Genomic DNA, 23,089 nt, shown 5'->3' with positions numbered 1-23,089 from the left:
TCACCGCGCGGTGGTGGGGTCGTTGCCGCGTGGGTCGGGACCAGGAAGCACGAGGGGAGCAGGACATGCGGCTCGGGCGGAGAAGGGGCACCGCGACCGCCGTCGCGGTCGCCGTGATCGGTGGTCTGCTCGGTACCGCGCCGGGCGTGCTGGCCGCCCCTCATGATCCCGGGTCCCCCGCGGCCGCCACCCCCGGCCGCGAGGGCGGGGCCACGGTGCCCGCCGTGTGGCCCCGGCCGCAGACGATCGGCGCGGCCGGACGGGCCGTACCCCTCGGTGACGAGGTGACCGTCGTCGCGGACGCGGAGGCCGACGCGTACGCCGTGCGGGCGCTGACGGAGGTGCTGCGCGCGGCCGGTGTCCGTACCGTACGCACCGCCCCGTCCCCGTCCGCCACCGGCGGCGGGCCGCTCGTCCTGGTGGGCGGCCGCGGCGCGCGTGACGCGCTGCGCGCCCTGCGCGCGCCGGACAGCTCCGACCTCCCCGCCGGGGGCTACCGGATCGCCGTGGGCACCGTGGCCGGCCGGGGCACCGTCGCCCTGGACGGCGTCGGCGAGGACGGTCTCTTCCACGCCGCGCAGACCCTGCGCCAGCTCATCGTCGGCCGGGCGGGCCGGGCGACCGTCCCCGGGGTGGTCGTACGCGACTGGCCGGGCACCGCCGTCCGCGGGACGACGGAGGGTTTCTACGGGCAGCCGTGGGACCACCGCCGGCGGCTGGACCAGCTCGACTTCATGGGCCGTACCAAACAGAACCGCTATCTGTACGCGCCCGGCGACGACCCGTACCGCCAGGCGCGCTGGCGCGATCCGTACCCCGCCGCGCAGCGGACGGAGTTCCGTGAGCTGGCCGAGCGTGCCCGGCGCAACCATGTGACGCTCGCCTGGGCCGTCGCCCCCGCCCAGGCCATGTGCATGACCTCGCAGCGGGATCTCGGGGATCTCACCCGCAAGATCGACGCGATGTGGGCGCTGGGCGTGCGCGCGTTCCAGCTCCAGTTCCAGGACGTCAGTTACAGCGAATGGCACTGCGACCGGGACGCGGACACCTTCGGTTCGGGGCCGGGGGCCGCCGCGGCGGCCCAGGCGCGCGTGGCGAACGCGGTGGCGGAGCACCTCGGTGACCGCCACCCCGGCGCCGAGCCACTCACGGTGATGCCGACGGAGTACTACCAGGACGGCGCGACGGAGTACCGCACGGCGCTCGCCGAGGCGCTCGGCGCGCGGGTGCAGGTGGCGTGGACGGGGGTCGGGGTCGTGCCCCGCACGATCACGGGCCTGGAACTGGCGGGCGCGCGCGCCGCGTTCGGACGCCCGCTGGTCACCATGGACAACTACCCGGTCAACGACTACGAGCAGGGCCGTCTCTTCCTCGGCCCCTACACCGGCCGCGAGCCGGCCGTGGCCACCGGCTCCGTCGCCCTGCTCGCCAACGCCATGGCCCAGGCGTCCGCGTCCCGTATCCCGCTCTTCACCGCGGCGGACTACGCCTGGAATCCGCGCGGATACCGGCCGCAGGAGTCCTGGCGGGCGGCGATCGACGATCTCGCGGGCGAGGACGTCAGCGCGCGCGAGGCCCTCGCCGCCCTCGCGGGCAATGACGCGTCGTCGATCCTCAGCGCCTCGGAGTCCGCGTATCTCAAGCCGGCGCTGGCGGACTTCTGGCGGTCCCGCACGACCACGGACGGCAAGGCCAGAACGGCCGCGGCCGACCGGCTCAGAGCCGCCTTCACGGTGATGCGGGAGGCGCCGGCACGGCTGGCGGGGACCGCGGACGGCCGTCTCGACGACGAGGTACGGCCCTGGCTCGACCAGCTCGCGCGCTACGGCAGGGCGGGTGAGCTGGCCATCGACATGCTCCAGGCGCAGGACCGCGGCGACGGGGCGGCGGCCTGGCGGGCCTCGCTGGATCTGGAGCCGCTGCGCGAGGCGGTCCGCGAGAGCCGGGCCACGGTCGGCGAGGGCGTGCTCTCGCCCTTCCTGGACCGGGCCGTCGAGGAGTCGTCGGTGTGGACGGGCGCGGACCGGGCCGCGGACACCGAGCGGATCACCGGGGACGGCCGGTCGTACACCGTCGGTCTGGGGGCGGCGCGGCCCGTCGAGGCGGTGAACACCATGTCCGAGCCCGGCACGGGCGCCGGAGCGACCGTCGAGGCGCATGTGCCCGGCCAGGGCTGGCGCGCGCTGGGACCGCTCTCGACGAGCGGCTGGACCCAGTCGGACGCGAAGGGGCTGCGGATCGACGCGGTACGGATCGTCGCGCCCGGCGCGGGCTCCGGCGCGGGTGTCGCGGGTCCCGGCGCGCCGACGCCGTCCGTACGCCATGTCGTGCCCTGGTTCGCCGACGAGCCGCGGGCCCGGCTCGATCTCGTACGCGGCGAGGCGGACGCCCAGATCGGCGGCGAGCCGCAGAAGGTCGAGGCGCGGCTGGCGGCGCGGCGGCCGGGCGTGGTGCGGGGCGCGCTGACGGCGAAGGCGCCTTCCGGCATTCGGGTGACGGTGCCCAAGGAGACGACGGTGCCGCGGGGCTCTCGCACGAATGTTCCCGTCGAGGTCAGCGTCCCCGAGGGAACGCCCGCCGGCACGTACGAGGTGCCGCTCGCCTTCGCCGGCGAGGAGCGCACGCTGACGGTCCGGGCCTCGCCGCGCACGGGCGGTCCGGATCTGGCCCGTACGGGGACGGCCTCGTCCTCGGGCGACGAGACCCCGGACTTCCCGGCCGCGGCCGCGCTCGACGGCGACCCGGTGAGCCGCTGGTCCTCGCCGGTGGAGGACGGCGCCTGGTGGCAGCTCGAACTCGCGCGGCCCGCGCGGGTGGGCCAGGTGGTGCTGCACTGGCAGGACGCGTACGCGAGCCGCTACCGCATCCAGGTCTCGGCGGACGGGCGGAACTGGCGGACGGCGGCGACGGTGAGGGACGGGAAGGGCGGGCGGGAGGCGATCGGCATGGACGCGAAGGACACGCGGTTCGTCCGGGTCCAGGGCGAGGAGCGCGGAACGCGGTTCGGGTACTCGCTGTTCGCGGTGGAGGCGTTCGCGGTGGCGGGGTAGGTGGCGGTGCGCCTCCCGGCGGTGCGCCGTCCGGCGGGGGGTGCGGTGGGGGGTGCGGGTTGTGGGTGGTGCGGGTGCCGGGGCCTCCGGAGGTACATGTCCGGACGGCATGATTTACGGCGCCCCTGGGCGGCCGCTGGATACGGGCGTCCGGACGCCACAAATCACGCTTTAGTGTCCGAACACGCACCTCCTACGACCCCGACCCCCTCCCGCCCGTCGCCCACTGCGGGTGGCCGGGTGGGCATACGCCGGCCGCGGTGGCCTCCTGCCGGTGGGCCCCGTCCGGGTTCCGGATCACCCCGGCCGCCTCGGGGTGCGGACATGTCTCCGGCTGCTGTCGGCCGCCGGCGAGTGAGCCGAAGGGCGCGCCGCTGTCGAAAGGGAGAGCGCGCGGAGGCCGTGAGGAACGAGCGGCCGAGCACGGTCGACCGTCGACAGTGGCACCAAGCGCCCGGAGGCGAACCGAGCCCTCAAAAAAGAAGGTGCGTGAGCCGAAGGGGCGCGTCGGTGCCGAAAAGGAGAGCGCGCGGAGGTTCGTGAGGAACGAGCGAACCGAGCACGGTCGACTGTCGGCATCGACATGAGGCGCCCCGGAGGCGAACCGAGCCCTCAAAAACACAACTGACTCGGATCGTCAGGCTGAAATGCCGTCGATCCGAGCCATCGCGTCCTCCGCGCCGTACGGTTGCAAGTACGGCAACCAGCGCGGATCCCGGTGTCCGGTCCCGATGATCCGCCAGGCCAGGCCCGACGGCGGGGCGGGTTGTTGGTGGAGTCTCCAGCCCAGCTCCCGCAGATGGCGGTCGGCCTTCACATGGTTGCACCTGCGGCACGCCGCCACCACGTTGTCCCACACGTGCTGCCCGCCACGGCTGCGCGGAATGACGTGGTCGACGCTGGTTGCGACACCACCGCAGTACATACAGCGACCGCCGTCGCGGGCGAAGAGCGCACGGCGCGTCAGTGGAACGGGCCCCCGGTAAGGGACCCGTACGAAACGCTTCAGCCGTACGACGCTGGGTGCTGGGATGACTCGGGTCTCACTGTGCATGAAGGCGCCGGATTCCTCGAGGCAGAGGGCCTTGTTCTCCAGGACGAGGACGAGCGCGCGGCGGAGCGGTACGACGCCGAGCGGCTCGTACGACGCGTTGAGGACCAGGACATGCGGCACGGATGCCTCCTATTACGCCGGCGGCGCGTGGCTCGCGCCGGGACGATCTGCTCTCAGTCTCTCCTCATGCCTGGTCGAAACGCCACCACGTCCCGGTAACGGGCTGGGAGTGTTTTCGACCACAACCGGCCCCTTCCCCCGTATTCCGGGCCCTGTGGCGCCCGCCCAGGACCCGCGTGAGCCGTGTCTCTCCGCCGGGTACGGCACCGGAGGAGCCGCACTGCCCCGTTAGTGTGGTGGGACCGCCCGTACATACCTGGAGGTTCTGTCGTGTCCTGGTCCGCCCTCCCGGCCGCCGGTCCTTCGTCGTCCGACCCCGTCACCCTCGACGAGGCGGCCGCTCGGGCGACGGACGCGGCGGGGTGGCTGGAGCAGAACTGGGCGACCTGGCTCGGTATCGCTCTGCGGATCGTGCTGATCACGGTCATCGCGCTGGTGCTGCGCCATGTGATCCGGCGCGCCCTGACCAAGCTGATAGACCGGATGAACCGCAGCGTCCAGTCGGTGGAGGGCACCGCGCTGGGCGGGCTGCTGGTCAACGCCGAGCGGCGGCGGCAGCGCTCCGAGGCGATCGGTTCCGTGCTGCGTTCGGTCACGTCGTTCCTGATCCTGGGCACGGCGGCGCTGATGGTGCTGGGGGCGCTGAACATCAATCTCGCCCCGCTGCTGGCCTCCGCGGGGGTCGCGGGGGTCGCCCTGGGCTTCGGCGCGCGCAATCTCGTCACCGACTTCCTCTCCGGGGTCTTCATGATCCTGGAGGACCAGTACGGCGTCGGGGACACCATCGACGCGGGGGTGGCCTCGGGCGAGGTGATAGAGGTCGGTCTGCGGGTGACGAAGCTGCGCGGTGACAACGGCGAGATCTGGTACGTGCGCAACGGCGAGGTCAAGCGGATCGGCAATCTGAGCCAGGGCTGGGCGACCGCCTCGGTGGATGTGGTGGTCCGGCCGTCGGAGGACCTGGAGCGGGTCCGTGCGGTCATCGCCGGGGTCACCGAGCGGCTGGCCAAGGACGACCCGTGGAACGAGCGCCTGTGGGGCCCGGTCGAGATCCTCGGTCTGGACTCGGTGCTGCTGGACTCGATGACCGTACGGCTGTCCGCGAAGACGATGCCCGGCCAGTCGCTGGGCGTGGAGCGCGAGCTGCGCTGGCGGATCAAGCGCGCCTTCGACGAGGCGGGCATCCGGATCGTCGGCGGTCTGCCGCCCGCCGTGGAGCAGGATCAGGCGCCGGATCCGGCGGCCGGTGTGTCCGCGCCCTCGGCCCTGGCCAGCCCCACGTCCCCGCAGTCGCTGGCGGCGGCTCCGCTCAGCCCGCCGTCGAATCTGGCCAAGTGACGCGATCCGGCACGCTCACCCCCGCAGGTAACGCTTTGATTGCCGCGGGGGTGTGTTGTGCCGGAGAGTATTGACGCCCTCCTGACCCCCGGCTTACTTTCCTCGCACCCCAATAGGAAACCTTCCTAACAGTGTGGGAGAACGAGCAGCGAAAGGCAGGTGTCGCCTCCATGACCGATGTGGCCGGACCGCCCACTCCCTCACCGGGGACGCCGCGCGTGCTGCGGGCCATGAACGACCGGGCCGCGCTCGATCTGCTGCTGGCCCACGGGCCGCTCTCCCGTACGAGGATAGGCAAGCTGACCGGCCTGTCGAAGCCGACCGCGTCACAGTTGCTGGCCCGGCTCGAAGCCGCCGGTCTGGTCGTCGCCACCGGGACCACCGAGGGGCGGCCGGGACCCAACGCCCAGCTCTACGCCGTCAACGCGCGTGCCGCGTACGCCGCCGGGCTCGATGTGAGCCCGCGGCGGATCCTCGCGGCCGTCGCCGACCTCACCGGGACCACCGTCGGAGAGTTCGAACTGCCGACGCCCGGCCGTCGCGCCGAGAGCGTCGTACGGCAGGTGACGGACGCCCTGGAGGGGGCCGTCAAGGCGGCGGGGCTCACCCGCGCCGAGGTCCACCGCACGGTGATCGGGACGCCCGGCGCCTTCGACCCGTCGACCGGCCGGCTGCGGTACGCGTCCCATCTGCCCGGCTGGCACTCCGCCACGCTCCTGGACGAGCTGGCGGCCGTGCTGCCGATGCCCGTCGAGTACGAGAACGACGTCAACCTCGCGGCGGTCGCCGAGCAGCGGCTCGGCGCGGCGCGCGGCCACGAGGACTTCGTCCTGCTGTGGAACGAGGACGGCCTCGGCGCCGCCCTCGTCATCGGCGGGCGGCTGCACCGCGGCTTCACCGGCGGTGCCGGCGAGGTCGGCTTCCTCCCGGTCCCCGGCACTCCGCTGGTACGCCAGGTGGTCAGGGCGAACAGCGGCGGTTTCCAGGAGCTGGCGGGCGCCCAGTCCGTCCCCCGGCTGGCCAAGTCCCTGGGCATCGAGACTCCGGAGCAGCCGTACGCCGAGGTCGCGGCCGGTCTGCTGGCCCGCGCCGCGGCCGGGCACGAGCACGACCCCCGGCTGGCCGATCTGCTGCGGCTGTTCGCCCAGCGGCTCGCCACCGGTCTCGCCTCGGTGACCGCCGTACTCGACCCCGAACTGATCGTCCTCGCGGGCGGCCTGACCGCCGCGGGCGGTGAGCCGCTGCGCGCGCTCGTCCAGGCGGAGCTGGCCGAGCTGGCCGCCTCCCGTCCCCGGCTCCTCATCGGCGAGGTCCACCGACATCCCGTACTGCGGGGCGCCCTGGAGAGCGCCCTGTCGACCACGCGCGACGAGGTCTTCGACACCTCGCGCTAGCGCCCCGTCCCGCACGGTCCCCGACGTTCCCGCACGGCCGAACGGACACCGCCACACTCCCCACACACCCCTGTCCCGAACCCCGACCCATCCCCCCGGGAGTACCGCCATGCTCAGAAACCGCCGTTTCGCCGCCTCCGCAGTGGCGGTGGCCGCGATATCCGTCCTCGCCACCTCCTGTACCGGCCAGTCGGGCTCCGCCGCGTCCGACGACCCCAACGCCAGGACCACCATCACGTTCTGGCACGGCTGGAGCGCGCCGGCCGAGGTCAAGGCGATCCAGGACAACATCGACCGGTTCGAGAAGGCCCACCCGAACATCACGGTGAAGGTCGTCGGCAACATCAACGACGACAAGCTGAACCAGGCGCTGCGCGCGGGCGGTTCCCAGGGGCCCGACGTGGTGTCCTCCTTCACCACCTCGAACGTCGGCAAGTTCTGCTCCTCGGGCGCCTTCGCCGATCTGACCCCGTTCATCGAGAAGTCCGGGGTCGATCTGGAGAAGACCTTCCCGAAGGTGCTGCTGGAGTACACCCAGTTCGAGGGCAAGCGCTGCGCCCTGCCGCTGCTCAGCGACGCGTACGGGCTGTACTACAACAAGGACGCCTTCGCGAAGGCCGGTATCACCGCGCCGCCGAAGACCATGTCGGAGCTGGCGGAGGACGCCAAGAAGCTCACCGTCTCCAAGGGCGACAGCTATGAGCAGGTCGGTCTGATGCCGACCTACCACGGCTACGAGACGGTCGTCGACCACTACATGTCGAGCTGGGACCACGCGTACTTCGACGCGGACGGCAAGTCCAACATCGCCAAGGACCCGGCCTTCGCGGAGATGTTCACCTTCCAGAAGAAGCTGGTGGACGACCTCGGCGGCTACGAGAAGCTGGAGAAGTTCCGCAGCACCTTCGGTGACGAGTGGGGCGCCAAGCACCCCTTCCACACCGGCCAGGTCGCCATGCAGCTCGACGGCGAGTGGCGGCTCGGCATGGCCGAGGACGCGAAGGTCCCGTTCGAGATCGGCGTGGCGCCGATGCCGGTGGCGGACGACGAGGCGGACAGCTACGGCAAGGGCTTCCTCTCCGGCACGATCATGGGCATCGCCCCGCAGAGCACGAAGCAGAACGCGGCGTGGGAGCTGGTGAAGTACATGACCACCGACACCCAGGCGGTCGTCCAGTTCGCCAACGGCATCCGCAATGTGCCGTCGACGCTGGACGCGCTCAAGTCCCCCGGGCTGAAGTTCGACCCGCGCTTCAAGACCTTCCTCGACATCGCGCAGCACCCGAAGTCCAACACGCCGCCGGCCGCCATCAACGGCGCGACGTACCAGCAGACGCTCCAGGACTTCGGGTACCAGTACGAGCAGGGGAAGGTGAAGGATCTCAAGGCGGGTCTGGAGAAGACCGCCCAGCAGATCGACCGTGACATCGAGCAGGCCAAGTAGCGGGCCGGGACGCCACCCATGTCCACGCACACCCTCCGTTCGAAGCGTCGCAGGTCGGCGCTTCGGACGGCGGCGTTCATGTCGCCCTGGTTGATCGGCTTCACCGTCTTCTTCGCGTATCCGCTGATCTCGACCGTGTACTTCTCCTTCATGAAGTACGACGGCTTCAACACGCCCGTCTGGAACGGTCTCGGGAACTGGTCGTATGTCTTCTCCGACTACCCGATGTTCTGGCCGTCGCTGCGCAACACCCTCTGGCTCGTGGTGATCATGGTGGCCTGCCGGGTGGTCTTCGGACTGGGCATCGGCCTGCTGATCACCAAGATCAAGACGGGCACGGGAATCTTCCGCACCCTCTTCTATCTGCCCTATCTGGCGCCGCCGGTCGCCGCGACCCTCGCCTTCGTCTTTCTGCTCAACCCGGGGACGGGGCCGGTCAACACCATCCTCGGGGAGCTGGGCCTGCCCACCCCCGGCTGGTTCAACGACCCCGCCTGGTCCAAGCCGGCCCTCACCCTGCTGGCCGTCTGGGGCATCGGCGATCTGATGGTGATCTTCATGGCCGCGCTGCTCGACGTACCGAAGGAGCAGTACGAGGCGGCGGAGCTGGACGGCGCGTCGGCCTGGCAGCGGTTCCGGTTCGTGACCCTGCCGAACATCTCGCCCATCGTGATGTTCGCGGTGGTCACCGGGGTGATCTCGGCGATGCAGTACTACGCGCAGCCCCTGGTCGCGGGCAAGGTCGCCTCCGGCATCATCGGTGGCTCCGGCCAGCAGTTCGAGCCCGGATACCCGGACAAGTCCACGCTGACCCTGCCCCAGCTCGTCTACAACCTGGGGTTCCAGCGCTTCGACTACGGTGCCGCCTGTGTGGTCGCGCTGGTCCTGTTCGTCCTGGCCATGGCCTTCACCGCGCTGCTGATGCGGCGGCGCGGCGGACTGATCGGAGCGGGTGACTGAGATGACCTCCGTACTCGACCCCACCGACCGGTCCGGCACCCGGCGCGCCCCCGTACGGGACGACACGCCCGCCGCGCGGACCGCGCGCCGCAGGGCCCTGCTGCACTGGATCGGTGTTCACTCCCTGGGGGTGGCGGCGGCGCTGTTCTTCGTCCTGCCGTTCGTCTTCCTCTTCCTGACCTCGGTGATGAGCGACCATCAGGCGCTCACCCGCGATCTCACCCCCAACACCTGGGAGTGGGGCAACTACGCCAAGGTCTTCGACACCCCGGGCTTTCTGACCTGGTGGAAGAACACCCTGCTGTACGCGGGGCTCGGCACCGTGCTCTCCGTGCTCTCCTCGATCCCGGTGGCGTACGCGCTCGCCAAGTTCCGCTTCCGCGGCAGACAGCTCTCGCTCATGCTCGTCATCTCGATGATGATGCTGCCGCCCCAGGTGATCATCATCCCGATGTATCTGTTCTGGGCGAAGCAGCTCGATCTGTCGGGCTCGCTCTGGCCGCTGATCATCCCGATGGCGTTCGGTGACGCGTTCTCCATCTTCCTGCTGCGGCAGTTCCTGCTGACGATCCCCAACGAGTACCTGGACGCCGCGAAGGTCGACGGCTGCGGGGAGTTCCGTACCCTGATCAGGGTGGTACTCCCGATGGCGAGACCGGGGATCGCGGCCGTCGCGCTCTTCCAGTTCTTCTACGCGTGGAACGACTACTTCGGACCGCAGATCTACGCCTCGGAGAACCCGGCTGCCTGGACGCTCAGTTATGGCCTCGAATCGTTCAAGGGCGCGCACCACACCGACTGGAATCTGACCATGGCCGCGACCGTACTGGTCATGGCCCCTGTGATCCTCGTGTTCTTCTTCGCCCAGAAGGCGTTCGTCGAAGGAGTCACACTGACCGGAGTGAAGGGCTGAGACAAGTGAAGCTCGCAGTGGTAGGCGGGGGATCCACCTACACACCCGAACTCATCGACGGGTTCGCCCGGTTGAGAGACACCCTGCCCATCGAGGAGCTGGTGCTGATCGACCCCGCGGCCGACCGGCTCGAACTGGTCGGGGGGCTCGCCCGGCGGATCTTCGCCAAGCAGGGCCACCCGGGCCTCATCACCACCACCGCGGACGTGGACGCGGGGGTCGTCGGCGCCGACGCGGTCCTGCTCCAGTTGCGCGTCGGCGGACAGGCCGCCAGGAACCAGGACGAGACCTGGCCGCTGGAGTGCGGCTGCGTGGGACAGGAGACGACGGGCGCCGGCGGTCTCGCCAAGGCGCTGCGCACGGTCCCCGTGGTCCTGGACATCGCGGAGCGGGTCCGCCGCGCCAACCCCGACGCCTGGATCATCGACTTCACCAACCCGGTGGGGATCGTCACGCGCGCGCTGCTCCAGGCCGGCCACAAGGCCGTGGGGCTGTGCAATGTGGCGATCGGCTTCCAGCGCAGATTCGCGAAGCTGCTCGATGTCGCGCCCGCCGAGGTGTATCTGGATCATGTCGGGCTCAACCATCTGAGCTGGGAGCGCGGAGTGCGCCTCGGCGGCCCCGACGGCGCCGATCTGCTGCCCAGGCTGCTGGCCGAGCACGGCGACGCGCTCGCGGCCGATCTGCGGCTGCCGCGCGAGCTGCTCGACCGCCTCGGCGTGGTGCCCTCGTACTATCTGCGCTACTTCTACGCGCACGACGAGGTCGTGAGGGAACTGGGCACGAAGCCGTCACGGGCCGCCGAGGTGGCCGAGATGGAGAAGCGGCTCCTGGAGATGTACGGCGACCCGGCGCTGGACGAGAAGCCGGAGCTGCTCTCCAAGCGCGGCGGCGCCTTCTACTCGGAGGCCGCGGTGGATCTGGCGGCCTCGCTGCTGCGCGGCGGCGGCAGCCCGGTCCAGGTGGTGAACACGTACAACAACGGCACGCTGCCGTTCCTCGCGGACGACGCGGTGATCGAGGTCCAGGCCCGGGTGGGTACGGAGGGCGCGGTGCCGCTCGCGGTGCCGGAGCTGGACCCGCTGTACGCCGGTCTGATCGCCCAGGTCACGGCGTACGAGGACCTGGCGCTGGAGGCCGCGCTGCACGGCGGCAGGGACCGGGTCTTCAAGGCACTGCTGTCCCACCCCCTGATCGGCCAGTTCGAGTACGCCGAGGCGCTCACCGACAAGCTGATCGCGCACAACCGGGAGCATCTCGCGTGGGTGTGAGCGGGGCGGGGAGCACGGCCGGTACGGCGGCGGGGCGCGCGAGTGTCCTGGCCGTCGACGCCGGCAACAGCAAGACCGATGTGGCCGTGATCGGCGCCGACGGTTCGGTGCTCGGCACGGCCCGCGGTGGCGGCTTCCAGCCGCCGGTCGTCGGGATCGAGGCGGCCATCGACATCCTGGCGGAGGCGGTCGCCGGGGCGGCCTCGGCCGCCGGACTGCCGGAGCACGGCTTCGCCGAGCATGTGTCCGCCTGTCTGGCCAACGCCGATCTCCCGGTCGAGGAGCGGGAGCTGGCCGAGGCCGTGCAGGCGCGCGGCTGGGGCCGTACCACCGACGTGCGCAACGACACCTTCGCGATCCTGCGGGCCGGGCTGCCGAGCGGCGCGGCGCCCCGGGGCGTGGCCGTCGTCTGCGGCGCGGGCATCAACTGTGTCGGAATGCTGCCGGACGGCCGCACGGCTCGGTTCCCCGCGATCGGGCGGATCTCCGGTGACTGGGGCGGCGGTTCGGGCCTCTCCGAGGAGGCGCTCTGGTTCGCGGCGCGCGCGGAGGACGGCCGGGGCGAGCCCACGGAGCTGGTGCGGACCCTGCCGGGCCACTTCGGTCTGGGCTCGATGTACGAGCTGATCGAGGCGCTGCACCTGGGGCGTCTGCCGTTCGAGCGCAGGCATGAGCTGACACCGGTGCTGTTCGCGACGGGCGCGGCGGGCGACCCGGTGGCCCGGTCGATCGTGGACCGGCTGGCCGAGGAGGTCGTCGCGCTGTCGACGGTCGCGCTCGGCAAGCTCGATCTGCTGGACGAGGAGGTGCCGGTGCTGCTGGGCGGCAGTGTGCTGGCGGCCCGTCATCCCCAGCTCGACACCCGGATAGCCGAGCTGCTGGCGGCCAGGGCGCCGAAGGCGGTCGTCGAGGTCGTCACGGCGCCACCGGTGCTGGGGGCGGCCCTGCTGGGTCTGGACCATCTGGGAGCGGACGCGCAGACCCATGCCCGGCTCGGCGCGTACTACACCCGTCAGGGGGGTCCCAGGACGCCGCGGTAACACCTGTCCGGTAACACCCTTCCCCCCGGCGGGCGCTGGGCCGATCGTGTGGCAACAGCCCCTGGACGGGAACCGATCAGGGGCCCGCGGCGTATTCAGGGTGGGGGGATCGGACAGGGCAGGGTGACGGGGCCGGACGGCCGCGGCGGGAGCGACGGAATCGATACGTACGTGAGCGATACGTACAAGATCCAGTCAACCCTGGTGTGGTGGTCGGCCCCTGCGTCCATACTGGCGGCCGTAGTTGTCCCCCGGCCCGCCGGGGGCGGGTCGTCGTCGTCAGATGACCGAGGGGGAGGTCACGTGACATATCCGCCGAATGTGCGCACCGCGCCACCATCGGCTCCGACGCATGCGCCCATCGCGCCGCCGGACGGGGCCGCCCCGTCGGCACCGCCCCCGCGGCGCGGCGCGTGGGCCGAGACCACGGAGCGGCTGCGCACGGCGGCGACGACCGAGCCGGGCCGGCTGAGAATCATCGGCGCCGCCCTGGCACTGCTGGTCGTGGCGTTCGGCGCGGTCACCGCGTGGGAGGCGTCCGACCGGTTCTCCTCCGCCGACGACGTGGCGAGCCGCAGCCAGCCCCTCAGCGCCGACGCGGCGAACATCTACCGCTCGCTGGCCGACGCCGACACGGCCGCGGCCGGCGGCTTCCTGGCGGGCGCTCAGGAGCCCCTGGCGGTCCAGCAGCGGTACCGGAAGGACATCGAGACGGCGTCCAGGCTGCTGATCAAGGCGGCCACCCACACGGACAGCGCCAGCGAGTCCGGCCGCCAGATAGCCACACTCAACGAGGGACTGCCGCGCTACACCGGGCTGATCGAGCGGGCCCGCGCCAACAACCGCCAGGGGCTTCCGCTCGGCGGCGCCTATCTGCGGTACGCCAACCAGCAGATGACCAACGAGCTGCTGCCCGCGGCCGAGAGGCTGTACGCGGCGGAGACGGACCGGCTCGCCCGGGACAACGACGACGCGCGGCTGTGGCCCTTCGTCTCGCTGGTGCTGGGCGTGCTGGCGTTCGGCGCGCTCTTCTGGGCCCAGCGGCGCAACTACCTACTGACGAACCGGGTGTTCGACCGGGGCCTGCTCATCGCCACGGCCGCGGCCACCGTGCTGCTGCTCTGGCTCGCCGTCGGCCAGACCGTCGCAAGGACCGAGCTGAACAACGCCCAGGAACACGGCCAGAAGTCGCTGAAGGTCCTCAACGAGGCCCGGATCAACTCCCTCAAGGCCCGTGCGAACGAGAACCTCACCCTGGTCGCCCGGGGCGCCGTCCTCACCCCGGACGGCAAGAACGACAAGTACGAGACGGACTACAACACGGGCATGGACAGGCTGAGCACCGCGCTCGGCGAGGCCAGGAAGCTCGCGGACGACGGCGCGGGCGGCCGGCCGGTGGACGAGGCCATCTCCTCGGTCGCCCAGTGGCGCGAGCGCCACGCGTCGGCGAGCGCCACCGACAAGGCCGGCGAGTACGAGGCCGCGCTCGCCCGGGTCATCGGCGACAAGGAATCCACGGGCGAGTCGTTCGACCAGGTGGACGCGGCGCTGGGACGGGCAGTGGCACAGGAGCAGGTGGAGTTCACCCGGTCCGCCTCGGACGGACGGGACGCGCTGACCGGGCTGGCGGTCGGCGCGGGCGTACTGGCCCTGGTGGCCGCGGTGGGCGCGGTCCTCGGCGTAGGCCGCAGGCTTTCGGAGTACCGGTGAGAGGGGGAGAGATGGATTCCATGGACGGGCTCCGCCCGCCCCGCGGGCGCCGGCCGTTCGGCGGGCGCCGGCCGTTCGGCGGGCGCCGGCCGTTCGGCGGGCGCCGGCCGTTCGGCGGGCTCCGTGGCTGGGGCGGTGTCTCGGCGATGGCCGGCGCCTGTGTGCTGACGGCCTCGCTCACCCTGCTCCCGCTGTCCCATTCGGTCGAGGAGGACGCGGAGAGGTCCCCCCACCGGATCGCCACGGCCGTACCGGCCAAGGCCGACGAGTGCGAGAAGCCGGAGGCCAGCCTCCCGCCCTCCGCCGCCGACGGCCCCACCATCCAGAAGATCAAGGCCCGGGAGAACAGAAAGCTGATCGTCGGCGTCGACCAGAACAGCTACCGCTGGGGTTACCGCGATCCGGCGACCGGCGATCTCGAAGGCTTCGACATCGATCTCGCCCGTGCCATCGCCGAGAACATACTCGGTGATCCGAACGCCATCGTCTTCCGCGCCATACCGACCAACCAGCGGATCGGGGCACTGGAGAACGGCACGGTGGACCTGGTCGTCAGGACGATGACGATCAACTGCGCCCGCATACAGCAGGTCGCCTTCTCCACCGCCTACTTCCAGGCCGGGCAGCAGGTGCTCGCCCCCAGGGACTCGTCGGTGACGGGGTACAACGCGTCGCTCGCCGGAAAGCGGGTCTGCACGGCGGAGGGCTCGACGGCGTACGAGGCGCTGAAGGAGAAGTCGTTCGGCGCGGTGTTCCAGGACGAGCACGACGAACAGCCGTCCGACGAGGACCGGCTGACGGTGCCCAACCAGCTCGACTGCCTGGTCAGGCTCCAGTTGGGCGAGGTCGACGCGGTGGTGACGGACAACGCGCTCGCGGCGGGACAGGCGGCCCAGGACCCGGCGGTCGAGCTGCGGGGCGAGCCGTTCACCACCGAGTACTACGGCGTCGCGGCGAAGCTGGGCAACGAAGATCTGGTACGCCGGGTGAACCAGGTGCTGGTGGGGTATCGCGCCGGAGGGGACAACAGCCCCTGGATGACGTCGTACAAGAAGTGGCTGGAGGCGGGTCTGCCCGGAATCACCGCGCCGCCCGCCCCCACGTACAAGAACGGCTAGAACGGCCCGGCCGGCCGGGAAGCGGAACAGAACAGAACGGCCGGCCGGGGACGGTACGAAAAGGCCAGGGGCAGCACCGTCGGTCAGGGGCGGGCGCGGCCGGTCAGGAACGGAACGGCTCGTCACAGCCGGTGCGAGAGCGGAGAGGTGATCGATGAGCGGCACGGGCTCCTTTCCCGACTCGACGGGGAGGCCACCGGGACCGGTGCTGGACCGGGACGAGGTGGACCGTGCGCTGGCGCGCCTCGAAGCGGAGCACGAGGCGATCGAGACCTCACTGCTCGCCCTCCAGGACCACGCGGGCCGCAGACTGCTCGAAGGCGCGGAGCTGACCGGGGTCACCAAGGACCGCTGGGCCACCGCGGAACAGTCGATCACCCTGCTGTGGACGTACTTCGACAGCTACACCGCGGCGCTGGCCGGCGCCCGGGAGACCCGGGCCAGGCGGCGCTGGCTCAGCCGCGACGATCTGGTGGAGCTGACGGAGACGCTGCGCGGGCGCGGGGTCACCGTGGCGGGCACCCCCGCACACCGGCTCACCTCCCTGACCGGGCCCGCCAGGCTCTCCGAGCAGTTCACACTCGCCGAGCTGGTCACCCGGATGAACGAGTTGTACGCGAGCTCGCTCGACATGGTCGTGGCCGCGGACGCGGTGTGGTCCGCGCTGCCCGCCCGCATCGATCTGCTCTCGGCGGAGTTGCAGCGCACCCGCTCGCTGGCGCACTCCGTCGGCGTACGGCCCGGTGAACACCCGGCCGGGGACGACCTGGAGTCGATCACCCATGAGCTGAGCACCCTGCGCGCCCAGGTGGTCTCCGATCCGCTGGCCTTCTGGCGCCCCGCGCCCGGCAGTTCGGCGCCGGGCGGCGGCCGTCCCGACACCGAGCGGTACGACAGGGCCGCCCGCGCGCTGGAGGACGTACGCCGGGAGATCGAGGCCGTCCTCGCGGTGCGCCAGGACTCGGAGGAGCGGCTGATGCGGCTGCGCGACATGCTGTCGCGCGCGGACCGCACGCTCACCGAGGCCAGGTCGGCGCGTGGTGAGGTGCTGGCGAAGATCGCGGCGTCCGAGGTGCCCGCCGTCAGCGGTCCGCCGACCGCGCTCCAGGAGCGGCTGTCGACCGCCGCCGAGTACCGTCGGCACGCCCAGTGGCACCGGCTCTCTCCGCTCCTGGAGTCGCTGGAGCGCGAGGCCGAGGACGAACTGCTGCGGGCCCGTGAGTCCCTGACGGCGGTCACGGCGCCGCTGGCGGTCCGCGCGGAGCTGCGGGGCCGTCTCGACGCGTACAAGGCGAAGGTCGCCCGGCACGGGCTGGCCGAGGACCCGGAGCTGATGGAGCGGTACGACGCGGCGCGCCGGATGCTGTGGAGCGCGCCCTGCGATCTGCGCGTCGCCGAAGAGGCGGTGCTGCGCTATCAGCGGGCGGCGGCGGACCTGCTGGTCCCGCGCGGGCCGGGACCCGCGGACGCCGGGGGCACCGGGTGAGGACGGGAACGGACCGGGTGAGGACGGGAACAGAAGGGGAACGGGGGGACCGATGAGCGGGACGAACGCGTGCCAGCGCCCAGGCTGCGAGGGCTCGTACGAAGACATGGGCGGCGGCGAGCTGTACTGCGACACCTGCGGGCTGGCCCCTGTGATCTCGCCCAACGGCTCGCTCTCCTCGCCCCCCACGAGCATCGCGGGCGGCGGGAGAAGCGGCGGGAACGGCGGCAGCCGTCCGGGGAACGGCGGTTCGGGGCGCGGAGACTCAGGGAACGGCGGTCCGGGGAACGGTGGTGCGGGGAGCGGCGGTTCGGGGAGCGGTGGTGCGGGGAGCGGTGGTTCGGGGAGCGGCGGTGCCTCCCGTTCCTCCTCGCGCTCCTCCGGGGCCTCGTCCCGGGCCTCCGCCCGTTCCTCGTCGCGCTCCTCGACCTCCCGGCGCTCCGTCTCGGGCCGGCTGTCGCGCGCGCTCTCGGGGCGGCTGTCGTCCCGTTCGGTGTCGGTGCGCAGTTCGGGCACGGCCACGGCCGCGTCGGGGCGCAACCGGCTGGGCGCGGGCCTGGTCTCCGTACCGGACGTGCCGCGCCCCGACCCGCGGTCGGCGGTGATGGAGAACCCGGAGGTGCCCGAGCGCAAGAGGTACTGCTCGCGCTCCGACTGCGGCGCGCCGGTGGGCCGCGCGCGCGGCGACCGCCCGGGGCGGACGGAGGGCTTCTGCACCAAGTGCGGCCACCCCTACTCGTTCGTACCGAAGCTGTATCCGGGCAATGTCGTGCACGGGCAGTACGAGGTCGTGGGCTGTCTGGCCCACGGCGGCCTGGGCTGGGTCTATCTCGCGATCGACCGGGCGGTCTCGGACCGCTGGGTGGTCCTCAAGGGCCTGCTCGACACGGGCGACCAGGACGCGATGGAGGCGGCGATCTCCGAGCGCCGCTTCCTCGCCGAGATCGAGCACTCCAACATCGTCCGTATCTACAACTTCGTGGAGCATCTCGACCAGCGGACCGGCTCCATGGACGGCTATATCGTCATGGAGTACGTCGGCGGCAAGTCGCTCAAGGAGATCGCCAACGACCGGCGCACGGCGGGCGGCAGACGCGATCCGCTGCCGGTGGAGCAGGCGTGCGCGTACGGCATCGAGGCGCTGGAGGCGCTCGGCCATCTCCACAGCAGAAACCTGCTGTACTGCGACTTCAAGGTCGACAACGCGATACAGACCGAGGATCAGCTCAAGCTCATCGACATGGGCGCGGTCCGCAGGATGGACGACGACGAGTCGGCGATCTACGGGACGGTCGGGTACCAGGCGCCCGAGGTCGCCGAGGCCGGCCCGTCGGTGGCCTCGGACCTGTACACGGTCGCCCGCACCCTGGCGGTGCTGACGTTCGACTTCCAGGGCTACACGAACGTGTTCGTGGACTCGCTGCCCGACCCGGACAACATCGATGTGTTCCGGACGTACGAGTCGTTCTACCGGCTGCTGGTGCGGGCGACGGACCCCGACCCGGGGCGGCGGTTCTCCTCGGCGCAGGAGATGGCCGAGCAGCTCACGGGTGTGCTCCGGGAGGTGGTCGCGCTCCAGACGGGCCGGCCGCGTCCCGCGCTCTCGACGCTGTTCGGTCCCGAGCTGCGGGTCACGGACACCGAGTTGTTCGCGGAGCTGACGGAGGATGTCTCGCGGCTCGGTGTCCGTGCGCGGCCCGCGCGGCGCGGTGGCCGCTCCGGCCGCCGTGCGGGGGCGCTCGCGGCGGGCACGCCGGGCGCCGAGGCCCTCGCCCTGACCACGCCCGGTCTGCCGCCGGGCCCTGCCCCCGCGGCGCTCCCGGCCCAGGCGGGCCACGCGCCCCACGGCGGCCGGGGACCGGGTGCCGGTGCCCCGGTAACGGGATTCGGCGGCGCGGGCACAGGATTCGGTGCCCCGGGGACAGGATTCGGCGGCGCGGGCACAGGATTCGGTGGCCCGCCGTCAGCCGGTGGTCCGGGACCGGGTGCCCTGCCCGGCGCCGCAGCGGGCGCCGCGGGGCCGGGGCCGGGCGGCGCGCTGCCCGCGCCGGGAGCCAGGCCCGGGGTGCCGGGCGCGGCGGGTCTCGACCCCGCGCTCCCCTCCCCCGGCGCCGGGGCGCGGCCCGGCGGTCCCGGCCGTCCGGCCGGGGCGTACGGTCCCGCGCCCGTGTCCCCCGGCGTGCCCGCGCCACGCGCCGAGGGCTCGTTCGGTACGGTCACGGCCGCGCACGCCACGGGCGGCCCCCGGCTCGCGCCGCTCGACGCCGCGGCGACCGCGCTGGCCCTGCCCGTACCGAGAGTCGATCCGAACGATCCGAACGCCGGGTTCCTGGCGGGTCTGCTGGCCTCGGCGCCCGCCGAGGTGATCTCCGCGCTGGCCGCCGCCCCGGCCGACTCCGTCGAGCGCGGGCTGCGTGAGCTGCGCGCCCGGCTGGAGATGGGCGACCTGGAGACCGCCGCCGAGGCGCTGAGCGCGCTGGAGGCACGGCGGGCCGACGACTGGCGGGTCGTCTGGTACCGCGGAATCGCCTCGCTCTCGACCGGCGACCACGAGATCGCGGCGCTCTCCTTCGACGCGATCTACGACGCGTTCCCCGGTGAGCCGGCCCCGAAGCTGGCGCTGGGCGTCTGCGCCGAGGTGCTCGGTCAGCTCGACAACGCCGCCGAGTACTACCGCCTCGTCTGGACGACCGACCCGAGCCATGTCAGCGCCGCGTTCGGGCTGGCCCGGGTCCAGCTCGCCGCCGGTGACCGGGTCGGCGCCGTACGGACCCTGGAGTCCGTGCCCGAGGCGTCGATCCACTACACGGCGGCGCGGGTCGCGGCCGTACGGGCCAGACTGCGGCAGCGCTCCCTGGACACGCACGCGTCCGGCTTCGGCGCGGAGCCGCCGCTGATCGACGATCTGACGGCGGCGGCCCACCAGGTCTCCGCGCTCCAGCAGTTCGGTCTGGACGCGGTACGGCGCGAGCGGCTCGCGACGGAGGTACTGGGCACGGCGCTGGACTGGGTACTCTCCGGTAGTCCCGGGTCCCGTCCCGTGCGGGCCGTACTGCTCGGGAGTGAACTGGACGAGCGCGGCCTGCGTTTCGGGCTGGAACGCTCGTACCGGGTGCTCGCCCGGCTCGCTCAGCGGGGCGAGGAGAGGATCGAACTGGTGGAGCGGGCCAACCGTTTCCGCCCCCGGACGTGGGTGTGATTGATGTCCAAGATGCCCGAGTCGGTTGACCTGCCGACCTGCCCAGGCTGCGAGGAGCCGCTGGAGTCCGGCGACCGGTTCTGCGGCGCCTGCGGGTACGACCTGTCGGCCGTGCCGCCGCGACCCGCCGACCATCCCACCCTTGTCATGAACGGCATGGGAACGGCACGGCCCGGCGATCCCGCCGCGGGCGCGGAGTGGCCGGCCGCGCCCGTCCGTCCCCCGGACGGGGCGCCGGGTCCGGACCCGGCCGGGGGCCGGCCGCCCGCGCACCCCGGCGACTTCGAGCTGCCCGCGCCCCGGAGCGCCGCACCGGGCGGCGGCCCCACGGCCCCGGATCCGAGCGGCCCGACGGGCCCGTACGGCACCGGCGCGGCCCCGGATCCGACGGGCCCCTACGGCACGGATCCGGTCCGCACCGATCCGGTCGGCACCGATCCGGTCCCGGCCGATCCGCGCAGCGCGGGCACCGCCCCGGGCTTCCCGGGCTCTCCCGCCTCCCCGGCCGGTGCCAAGCTCTGTGTCGCCTGCCGCGCCGGGCGTGTCGACACGGACGGCTACTGCGAGAACTGCGGGCACGCCCAGCCGCGCGAACGGGACCATGTGGAGCGGGAGCTGGGCTCGGTGGCCGCCGTCAGCGACCGGGGTCTGCGCCATCACCGCAACGAGGACGCGTTCGCCGTGTCCTCCGCCGCCCTGCCCGACGGCTCGCCCGCCGTGGTCGCGGTCGTCTGCGACGGTGTCTCCTCGGCGACCCGTCCTGACGAGGCCTCGGCCGCCGCCGCCGCGTCCGCGAACGAGTCCCTGCTGGAGACGCTGGCGCGCGGTACACATCCGCAGCAGGCGATGCACGACGCGATCATCGCCGCCGCCGAAGCGGTCAACGCCCTCGCCCCGGTGCCCGCCGGCGCGCTGGACGCCGATCCGCACCGTCATCGCAACGCCCCCGCGTGCACGATCGTCGGCGCCGTGGTCGCGAACGGACTGCTGGTCGTCGGCTGGATCGGCGACAGCAGGGCGTACTGGGTGCCCGACGACCGCCAGGGCCCGCCCGCCCGGCTCACCGAGGACGACTCCTGGGCCGCCCAGATGGTCGCGGCGGGGCTGATGAGCGAGGCGGAGGCGTACGCGGACGAGCGCGCCCACGCCATCACGGGCTGGCTCGGCGCCGACGCGTACGAACTGGAGCCGCACACCGCGTCCTTCAAACCGGACCGCCCGGGTGTGGTGGTGGTCTGCACGGACGGGCTGTGGAACTACGCGGAGGGCGCCGACGAGATGGCCAGGACCCTGCCGGCCGACGCGGCGCGACGGCCGCTGCACGCCGCTCAGGTGCTGGTCGGACACGCGCTCGACGGCGGGGGCCACGACAACGTAACAGTGGCCGTACTGCCGTTCGCCGTCCCGCCGCAAGGGGCAGGATCCGCCTACGACACGGCGTGACCCCCGCTCCGCACACACGGACCGCCCCGGGCCGCCCCACCGGCCCCGCCCACCCGTCCCGCTTCCACCGAACCTGTTCTCACGTTCTCTCTCGTCTCCGCTGTGTGGAGCGTCAAGGAGCCGATACAGATGGCGAACTTCTCCAAGTCGACCGTGCCGCAGTTCTCCGTCGACGTGTACCAGAACGCGTACCTGCCCGAGGGCGGGCGCGAGGTCAACGCGATCGTCACCGTCACCTCCACGGGGGGCGGCACCACCGGCGGAGTGCCGCTGGCCGGACCCTCGTCCGCTCCCGTGTCCCGTCCCGGGGGCGGCCCGTCGGCGGCCGTGGTGATCATGGTCGACTGTTCGGGCTCGATGGACTACCCCGCGACGAAGATGCGCAACGCGCGCGACGCCACGGCCGCCGCGGTCGACACCCTGCGCGACGGAGTCGCCTTCGCGATCGTCGGCGGTACGCATGTGGCGAAGGAGATCTTCCCCGGCGACGGCCGGCTCGCGACGGCCGACGCCGGGACCAGACATCAGGCCAAGGAGGCGCTGCGCCGGATCAGCGCGGGCGGCGGCACGGCGATCGGCACCTGGCTGCGGCTGGCCGACCGGCTGCTGGCCACGGCCGATGTGCCGATCCGCCACGGCATCCTGCTCACCGACGGCCGGAACGAACACGAGTCGGCGGCCGATCTGAAGGCCACGCTCGACGCCTGCGCGGGCCGCTTCACCTGTGACGCCCGGGGTGTCGGTACGGACTGGGAGGTGAAGGAGGTCACCGGTATCGCCTCCGCGCTCCTCGGGACCGCCGACATCGTCGCCGACCCGGCGGGCCTGGCCGCGGACTTCACCACGATGATGGAGAACGCGATGGGCAAGGAGGTCGCGGATGTGGCGCTGCGGCTGTGGACGCCCGTCGGGGTCGAGATCGGCTTCGTCAAGCAGGTGGCGCCCACGGTCGAGGACCTGACCGGACGGCGCACGGAGGCGGGGCCGAGGGCGGGCGACTATCCGACCGGTTCCTGGGGTGACGAGTCGCGCGACTACCACGTGTGCGTACGGGTTCCGGAGGCCGGCATAGGCCAGGAGATGCTGGCCGCGCGGGTCTCGCTGATCCTCCCCGGCACCGGCGGCGGCGCCCCCGAGGTGCTGTCGCAGGGGCTGGTACGGGCGGTGTGGACGGATGACATGGCCGCCTCCACCTCCATCAACCCGCAGGTCGCGCACTACACGGGCCAGGCGGAACTGGCACAGGTCATCCAACAGGGCCTCGACGCCCGCAAGTCGGGCGATTTCGACGGCGCGACCGCGAAACTGGGGCGCGCGGTGCAGCTCGCCGCGTCGTCGGGAAACGCCGATACGGCGAAACTCCTTTCGAAGGTGGTGGACGTGGTCGACGCGGCGACAGGTACTGTGCGACTGAAGGCGAGGGTCGCGGACGCCGACGAGATGACTCTCGAAACGCGTTCCACCAAGACCGTTCGCGTGAAGAAGTAGGACCGGACGACCCGAGCAGAAGCACCAGGGTCAGCAGCACAGAGTCAGCGGCGGGGCAGCG

General features: G+C 72.2%; 15 protein-coding genes. 14 read left to right on the top strand and 1 reads right to left on the bottom strand.

Annotation, left to right across the window (positions count from 1 at the left end):
- Positions 1-65 precede the first annotated feature (65 nt).
- Complete coding sequence (locus ACFYYH_RS07110; protein ID WP_388546988.1) at positions 66-3,050, top strand: beta-N-acetylglucosaminidase domain-containing protein; 2,985 nt, start codon at positions 66-68, stop codon at positions 3,048-3,050.
- 637 nt (positions 3,051-3,687) lie between these two features.
- On the opposite strand, the gene ACFYYH_RS07105 is transcribed toward ACFYYH_RS07110, so the two are convergent.
- Entirely contained in the window at positions 3,688-4,224 is a 537-nt protein-coding gene (locus ACFYYH_RS07105; RefSeq protein WP_046504717.1) for an HNH endonuclease, read from the bottom strand.
- Between the two features lie 270 nt (positions 4,225-4,494).
- Between ACFYYH_RS07105 and ACFYYH_RS07100 the strand changes: the two genes are divergently transcribed.
- The 13 genes from ACFYYH_RS07100 to ACFYYH_RS07040 all read left to right on the top strand — a co-directional run bounded on the left by ACFYYH_RS07100 (position 4,495) and on the right by ACFYYH_RS07040 (position 23,028).
- Positions 4,495-5,562, top strand: coding sequence for a mechanosensitive ion channel family protein (locus tag ACFYYH_RS07100; RefSeq protein WP_388546984.1), 1,068 nt, complete (start codon positions 4,495-4,497; stop codon positions 5,560-5,562).
- 170 nt (positions 5,563-5,732) lie between these two features.
- On the top strand, positions 5,733-6,956 hold the full coding sequence (locus ACFYYH_RS07095; protein WP_388546981.1) for an ROK family transcriptional regulator: 1,224 nt from the start codon (positions 5,733-5,735) through the stop codon (positions 6,954-6,956).
- A gap of 109 nt (positions 6,957-7,065) precedes the next feature.
- Positions 7,066-8,400: an ABC transporter substrate-binding protein gene (locus ACFYYH_RS07090; RefSeq protein ID WP_388546978.1), complete on the top strand. Its 1,335-nt coding sequence runs from the start codon at positions 7,066-7,068 to the stop codon at positions 8,398-8,400.
- An 18-nt stretch (positions 8,401-8,418) separates the two neighbouring features.
- Complete coding sequence (locus tag ACFYYH_RS07085) at positions 8,419-9,360, top strand: carbohydrate ABC transporter permease (RefSeq protein WP_388546975.1); 942 nt, start codon at positions 8,419-8,421, stop codon at positions 9,358-9,360.
- A gap of 1 nt (position 9,361) precedes the next feature.
- The gene (locus ACFYYH_RS07080) at positions 9,362-10,273 is read left to right on the top strand and encodes a carbohydrate ABC transporter permease (protein ID WP_388546973.1); all 912 of its coding nucleotides are present in this window, start codon (positions 9,362-9,364) and stop codon (positions 10,271-10,273) included.
- A gap of 5 nt (positions 10,274-10,278) precedes the next feature.
- Complete coding sequence (locus tag ACFYYH_RS07075) at positions 10,279-11,544, top strand: 6-phospho-beta-glucosidase (protein ID WP_388546970.1); 1,266 nt, start codon at positions 10,279-10,281, stop codon at positions 11,542-11,544.
- Complete coding sequence (locus tag ACFYYH_RS07070) at positions 11,535-12,584, top strand: N-acetylglucosamine kinase (protein WP_388546968.1); 1,050 nt, start codon at positions 11,535-11,537, stop codon at positions 12,582-12,584. Before ACFYYH_RS07075 ends, ACFYYH_RS07070 begins: the two co-directional genes overlap by 10 nt.
- Positions 12,585-12,887: 303 nt before the next feature.
- Positions 12,888-14,294 (top strand): hypothetical protein, encoded by a 1,407-nt coding sequence (locus tag ACFYYH_RS07065; protein ID WP_388546966.1) that lies wholly within the window; start codon positions 12,888-12,890, stop codon positions 14,292-14,294.
- 146 nt (positions 14,295-14,440) lie between these two features.
- On the top strand, positions 14,441-15,412 hold the full coding sequence (locus ACFYYH_RS07060; protein ID WP_388547271.1) for a glutamate ABC transporter substrate-binding protein: 972 nt from the start codon (positions 14,441-14,443) through the stop codon (positions 15,410-15,412).
- 154 nt (positions 15,413-15,566) lie between these two features.
- Positions 15,567-16,898, top strand: a complete 1,332-nt coding sequence (locus ACFYYH_RS07055) for a hypothetical protein (protein ID WP_388546963.1) — start codon at positions 15,567-15,569, stop codon at positions 16,896-16,898.
- 52 nt (positions 16,899-16,950) lie between these two features.
- The gene (locus ACFYYH_RS07050; RefSeq protein WP_388546959.1) at positions 16,951-20,097 is read left to right on the top strand and encodes a tetratricopeptide repeat protein; all 3,147 of its coding nucleotides are present in this window, start codon (positions 16,951-16,953) and stop codon (positions 20,095-20,097) included.
- A 3-nt stretch (positions 20,098-20,100) separates the two neighbouring features.
- Positions 20,101-21,540 (top strand): protein phosphatase 2C domain-containing protein, encoded by a 1,440-nt coding sequence (locus ACFYYH_RS07045; RefSeq protein ID WP_388546958.1) that lies wholly within the window; start codon positions 20,101-20,103, stop codon positions 21,538-21,540.
- 129 nt (positions 21,541-21,669) lie between these two features.
- The gene (locus tag ACFYYH_RS07040; protein WP_388546955.1) at positions 21,670-23,028 is read left to right on the top strand and encodes a VWA domain-containing protein; all 1,359 of its coding nucleotides are present in this window, start codon (positions 21,670-21,672) and stop codon (positions 23,026-23,028) included.
- Positions 23,029-23,089 lie beyond the last annotated feature (61 nt).

Origin of the sequence: Streptomyces sp. NPDC002018, from assembly GCF_042890865.1 — a bacterium.
Classification (GTDB): domain Bacteria; phylum Actinomycetota; class Actinomycetes; order Streptomycetales; family Streptomycetaceae; genus Streptomyces.
This window is presented reverse-complemented; position numbering and strand designations above follow the sequence as displayed.

Bases quoted from the DNA above. Each gene is read 5' to 3' on its own strand.
- ACFYYH_RS07110 (WP_388546988.1), top strand. From the start codon at position 66: ATGCGGCTCGGGCGGAGAAGGGGCACCGCGACCGCCGTCGCGGTCGCC.
- ACFYYH_RS07095 (WP_388546981.1), top strand. From the start codon at position 5,733: ATGACCGATGTGGCCGGACCGCCCACTCCCTCACCGGGGACGCCGCGC.
- ACFYYH_RS07090 (WP_388546978.1), top strand. From the start codon at position 7,066: ATGCTCAGAAACCGCCGTTTCGCCGCCTCCGCAGTGGCGGTGGCCGCG.
- ACFYYH_RS07085 (WP_388546975.1), top strand. From the start codon at position 8,419: ATGTCCACGCACACCCTCCGTTCGAAGCGTCGCAGGTCGGCGCTTCGG.
- ACFYYH_RS07080 (WP_388546973.1), top strand. From the start codon at position 9,362: ATGACCTCCGTACTCGACCCCACCGACCGGTCCGGCACCCGGCGCGCC.
- ACFYYH_RS07060 (WP_388547271.1), top strand. From the start codon at position 14,441: ATGGCCGGCGCCTGTGTGCTGACGGCCTCGCTCACCCTGCTCCCGCTG.
- ACFYYH_RS07055 (WP_388546963.1), top strand. From the start codon at position 15,567: ATGAGCGGCACGGGCTCCTTTCCCGACTCGACGGGGAGGCCACCGGGA.
- ACFYYH_RS07050 (WP_388546959.1), top strand. From the start codon at position 16,951: ATGAGCGGGACGAACGCGTGCCAGCGCCCAGGCTGCGAGGGCTCGTAC.
- ACFYYH_RS07045 (WP_388546958.1), top strand. From the start codon at position 20,101: ATGTCCAAGATGCCCGAGTCGGTTGACCTGCCGACCTGCCCAGGCTGC.
- ACFYYH_RS07040 (WP_388546955.1), top strand. From the start codon at position 21,670: ATGGCGAACTTCTCCAAGTCGACCGTGCCGCAGTTCTCCGTCGACGTG.